A 5,272-nucleotide genomic window follows, 5' to 3' on the forward strand; every position below is an offset into this window, starting at 1 on the left:
CCACCCTTCATCCACGCGGTTGTTCATCCCAGATACATCAGCAGAGGTTTATCGCTATGCCTGACTACAAGGCCCCCTTGCGTGATATTCGCTTCGTTCGTGACGAACTGCTCGGCTATGAAGCGCACTATCAGAGCCTGCCGGCTTGCCAGGACGCTACCCCGGACATGGTTGACGCCATTCTCGAAGAAGGCGCCAAGTTCTGTGAGCAGGTGCTGGCACCGTTGAACCGCGTGGGTGACATCGAAGGGTGTACCTGGAGCGAGTCAGGCGTTAAAACCCCTACTGGTTTCAAAGAAGCCTACAAACAGTTCGTCGAAGGCGGCTGGCCGAGCCTGGCCCACGACGTGGAGCACGGCGGCCAAGGCCTGCCGGAATCCCTGGGCCTGGCGGTGAGCGAAATGGTTGGCGCGGCCAACTGGTCGTGGGGCATGTACCCTGGCCTGTCGCATGGCGCGATGAACACTATTTCCGAGCACGGCACCCCAGAACAGCAGGACGCTTACCTGACCAAGCTGGTGTCCGGCGAGTGGACCGGCACCATGTGCCTGACCGAACCACATTGCGGCACCGACCTGGGCATGCTGCGCACCAAGGCCGAGCCTCAGGCCGACGGTTCCTACAAAGTCTCCGGCACCAAGATCTTCATCTCGGCCGGTGAACACGACATGGCCGACAACATCGTCCACATCGTACTGGCCCGCCTGCCGGATGCTCCGGCCGGCACCAAAGGCATTTCGCTGTTTATCGTGCCTAAATTCATGCCGAACGCAGACGGCTCGGTGGGCGAGCGCAACGCGGTGACCTGTGGTTCCCTGGAGCACAAGATGGGCATCCACGGTAACGCCACCTGCGTGATGAACTTCGACGCGGCCACGGGTTTCCTGATCGGCCCGCCGAACAAAGGCCTGAACTGCATGTTCACCTTTATGAACACCGCTCGCCTGGGTACCGCGCTGCAAGGCCTGTCCCACGCTGAAATCGGCTTCCAGGGCGGCCTGAAATATGCGCGTGATCGCCTGCAAATGCGCTCCCTGACCGGCCCGAAAGCCCCGGACAAGGCCGCTGACCCGATCATCGTGCACCCTGACGTACGCCGCATGCTGCTGACCATGAAAGCCTTCGCCGAAGGCAACCGTGCGATGGTGTACTTCACCGCCAAGCAAGTGGACATCGTCAAGTACGGCACCGACGACGACGCCAAGAAACAGGCTGATGGCCTGCTGGCCTTCATGACCCCGATCGCCAAGGCCTTCATGACCGAAGTCGGTTTTGAGTCGGCCAACCACGGCGTGCAAATCTACGGCGGCCACGGCTTCATCGCCGAGTGGGGCATGGAGCAGAACGTTCGCGACAGCCGCATTTCGATGCTGTACGAAGGCACCACCGGCATCCAGGCGCTGGACCTGCTGGGCCGTAAAGTGCTGATGACCCAAGGCGAAGCGCTCAAGGGCTTCACCAAGATCGTGCACAAGTTCTGCCAGGCCAACGAAGGCAACGAAGCGGTCAAGGAATTCGTTGCACCGCTGGCTGCACTGAACAAAGAGTGGGGCGAGTTGACCATGAAGGTCGGCATGGCCGCGATGAAAGACCGTGAAGAAGTCGGTGCCGCCTCGGTGGATTACCTGATGTACTCCGGTTATGCCTGCCTGGCTTACTTCTGGGCCGACATGGCACGCCTGGCGGCAGAAAAACTGGCTGCCGGCACCACCGAAGAGGCGTTCTACACCGCCAAGCTGCAGACCGCGCGCTTCTACTTCCAGCGCATCCTGCCGCGTACCCTGGCCCACAAGGCCACCATGCTGTCGGGCGCCAACAACCTGATGGACATGAGAGAAGAAGACTTCGGCCTGGCTTACTAAACCTCACCGGGTTGTCTTGAAAACCGCCGCTCCCTTGGGAGCAGCGGTTTTTTTATGCCTGATAAAAAACACAGCGTGACGCTCAGGGATTGCGCTTGGCTGCCGTTACAGTGATGGCAATGTGATACATGTTCGGGCGGTTGTGCTTAACTGTCGGCATCAAGGCACAGTGCCATCTTTTTGGTGCGTCGGAGTTTTACCCTTGTCACGCGTGTCTGCGGTACGTTTCAGTCATTTTTTCCCTTCGTTGCTGCTGTTGCTGGCCGGGCTCTCGGCTGCGTACGTCAAAGACCTCAACGTGTTCTTCACCTCACTGTTCAATGTGCTGCCAACCTTGGTGTTGCTGCTCGGCGGCTCCTATTGCGCGGTGTACCGGCGACAGCGTGAGCTGTTTTTGATGATCACGGTGTACATCGTCTATTTCCTGTTGGACACCCAGACCGATTTTTACCGCGACAATGGCCGCGTACGCGAAGACGCCGCCGTGGTGTTTCACCTGTGTTGCCTGCTGCTGCCGTTGCTGTTCAGCATTTATGCGCTGTGGCAGGAAAGAACCCATCTGTTTCGCGACTTGGTGGCGCGCTGCGCCGTGCTGTTGGCGGTGGGCTGCGTGGCGTTGGCGCTGGAGCAAAGTTATCCCCAGGCAGTGCTTAGCTGGTTAGCCGAGATCCGCTGGCCAGCGCTGCATGGCAGTTGGATGAGCTTGATCCAGTTGGCGTACCCGATGTTCCTGATCGGCTTCCTCACCCTGGCCACCCAGTACTGGTATCAGCCGCGTCCGCTGCACGCCGCGCAACTGGTCGGCCTGTTGGGGCTGTTCTGGATGCTGCCGCAAACCTTCATCCTGCCGTTTACCCTGAACATCATTTGCAGCCAGGTGATGCTGATGATTGCTGCCGGCGTGGCGCATGAGGCCTATCAGATGGCCTTCCGTGACGAACTCACCGGCCTGCCGGGGCGTCGCGCGCTCAACGAACGCATGCAACGGTTGGGGCGCAACTATGTGTTGGCCATGACCGACGTCGACCACTTCAAGCGCTTCAACGACACCCATGGCCACGACGTCGGCGACCAGGTGCTGCGGCTGGTGGCGAGCAAACTGTCCAAGGTCAACGGCGGCGGGCGGGCCTACCGTTATGGCGGTGAAGAGTTTGCAGTGGTGTTCGCCGGCAAGACCCTGGATGAATGCATGCCGCATTTGGAGGAAATCCGCGAGATCATCGCCCATTACGATATCAAGCTGCGTAACCCGGACCGTCCCAACGACGACCATCAGGGCCGTCAGCGCCGCGCGGGCAGCGGGGCGTCGAGTGTGTCGGTGACCGTCAGCATCGGCGTGGCCGAGCGACAGGCCGAGCAGCGCACGCCAGAAGAAGTGCTCAAGTCTGCCGACCAGGCGCTGTACGCCGCCAAAGGCGCCGGGCGTAATTGCGTGGTCGCCGCCGGGCAAACCCGTCGCGGCGCGGTGCGCATGGAAACCGCTGCCGGTTGAGTGATGGCGGTGTATTCAGCGGTTCTACAGTGATTGTTTGCGGCCGTGGCCGGCAGTAGGTTGAAACCATCTGCTGCCGGAGACATTGCCATGCCTGACTACAAAGCTCCCCTGCGCGACATGCGCTTTCTGATCGACAACGTGTTTGATTTCAACGGCCATTACGCTGCGCTGGGCGCCACCGACGCCAGCCCGGACATGGTCAATGCGATCCTCGAAGAAGGCGCCAAATTCTGCGAAAACGTGCTGTCGCCGCTCAACCGCAGCGGTGATGAAGAGGGCTGCCATTTCGACAACGGTGTGGTGACCACGCCAAAAGGCTTCAAGGAAGCGTTCGCGCAATACGTGGCCGGTGGCTGGCACGGCGTGGCGGCGGACCCGGCCTACGGTGGCCAGGGTTTGCCGCACTCGTTGGGCCTGGTGTTGAGCGAAATGATCGGCTCCAGCAATACCTCCTGGGGCATGTACCCGGGCCTGACTCACGGCGCGATGTCGGCGATCCATGCCCACGGCACCGACGAACAGAAAACGACTTACCTGAACAAACTCACCGCGGGCGAGTGGACCGGCACCATGTGCCTGACCGAAGCCCACTGCGGCACCGACCTTGGCCTGATCAAGACCCGCGCCGTGCCCCAGGCGGATGGTAGTTATGCCGTGACCGGCAGCAAGATTTTCATCTCGGCCGGCGAGCACGACATGAGCGCCAACATCATCCACCTGGTGCTCGCCAAGTTGCCCGACGCGCCAGCGGGCACCAAGGGCATCTCGCTGTTTATCGTGCCCAAGTTCCATGCCGATTCGGGTGAGCGCAACGCCGTGCATTGCGGTTCCATCGAGCACAAGATGGGTATCAAGGCCTCGGCCACCTGTGTGCTGAACTTCGACGGCGCCACAGGCTTTCTGATTGGCGAGGCGAACAAAGGCCTCAACTGCATGTTCACCATGATGAACCACGCGCGCCTGGGCACCGGCATGCAGGGCCTGTGCAATGGCGAGGCGAGTTTCCAGGGTGCGATCAAATACGCCAACGACCGCCTGCAAATGCGCTCGCTGACCGGCGCCAAGGCCCCTGAAAAGTCTGCCGACCCGATCATCGTGCACCCCGACGTGCGCCGCATGCTGCTGACCATGAAAGCGTTCAACGAGGGCAACCGTGCGCTGACCTATTTCACTGCGCAATTGCTCGACACCGCGCACCTGAGCAGCGACGCCGCGCAGCGCCAGGAGGCCGAAGACCTGTTGGCATTCCTCACGCCCATCTGCAAAGCCTTTATGACCGACACCGGCCTGGAGGTGACCAACCACGGCATGCAGGTATTCGGTGGTCACGGCTATATTCGCGAGTGGGGCATGGAGCAACTGGCGCGTGATGCGCGGATTGCGCCGATCTATGAAGGCACCAACGGCATCCAGGCCCTTGACCTGCTGGGGCGCAAGGTGCTCGGCAGCCAAGGCAAACTGCTGCGCGGTTTTACCAAAATCGTGCATAAGTTCTGCGCGGCAAATGCCGAACACCCGCAGCTCAAGGCCCACGTGGAGCAGCTCAATCAACTGAACCAGCAGTGGGGCGAGCTGACGGTCAAGGTCGGCATGGCGGCGATGAAAAACCCCGACGAAGTGGGCGCCGCCGCGGTGGATTACCTGATGTACAGCGGTTACATCATCCTCGCCTACCTGTGGCTGCGCATGGCGATCGCCGCGCAAGCACACGACGACACTGAGTTCGCCAAGGCCAAGCTGGCCACGTGCGACTTCTACTTCAAGCGCTTGCTGCCGCGTACGGCGACCCACCAGGCCGCCGTGGAAGCGGGCAGCGAATGCCTGATGAGCTTGCCGGCTGAGTTGTTTGCGCTGTAGGGGCTGACACCACGGTTTAAGTGTGGGAGCGGGCTTGCTCGCGAAAGCGGTCTGTCAG

The 5,272-nt window shown here is 61.0% G+C and carries 3 protein-coding genes; all 3 read left to right on the top strand.

What is annotated here, in order from left to right:
- The first annotated feature begins 56 nt into the window (after positions 1-56).
- Positions 57-1,862, top strand: coding sequence for a phenylacyl-CoA dehydrogenase (locus tag WBB95_RS08270; RefSeq protein WP_424487133.1), 1,806 nt, complete (start codon positions 57-59; stop codon positions 1,860-1,862).
- 202 nt (positions 1,863-2,064) lie between these two features.
- Positions 2,065-3,354, top strand: a complete 1,290-nt coding sequence (locus WBB95_RS08275; RefSeq protein ID WP_424487134.1) for a diguanylate cyclase — start codon at positions 2,065-2,067, stop codon at positions 3,352-3,354.
- Between the two features lie 90 nt (positions 3,355-3,444).
- Entirely contained in the window at positions 3,445-5,214 is a 1,770-nt protein-coding gene (locus WBB95_RS08280) for an acyl-CoA dehydrogenase C-terminal domain-containing protein (RefSeq protein WP_424487135.1), read from the top strand.
- The last annotated feature ends 58 nt before the right edge of the window (positions 5,215-5,272 follow it).

The organism is Pseudomonas sp., assembly GCF_049645325.1.
In the GTDB taxonomy this organism is placed as follows: domain Bacteria; phylum Pseudomonadota; class Gammaproteobacteria; order Pseudomonadales; family Pseudomonadaceae; genus Aquipseudomonas.

What these genes read in the sequence shown, in the direction of transcription:
- WBB95_RS08280 (WP_424487135.1), top strand. Translation starts at nt 3,445, where the DNA reads ATGCCTGACTACAAAGCTCCCCTGCGCGACATGCGCTTTCTGATCGAC.
- WBB95_RS08270 (WP_424487133.1), top strand. Translation starts at nt 57, where the DNA reads ATGCCTGACTACAAGGCCCCCTTGCGTGATATTCGCTTCGTTCGTGAC.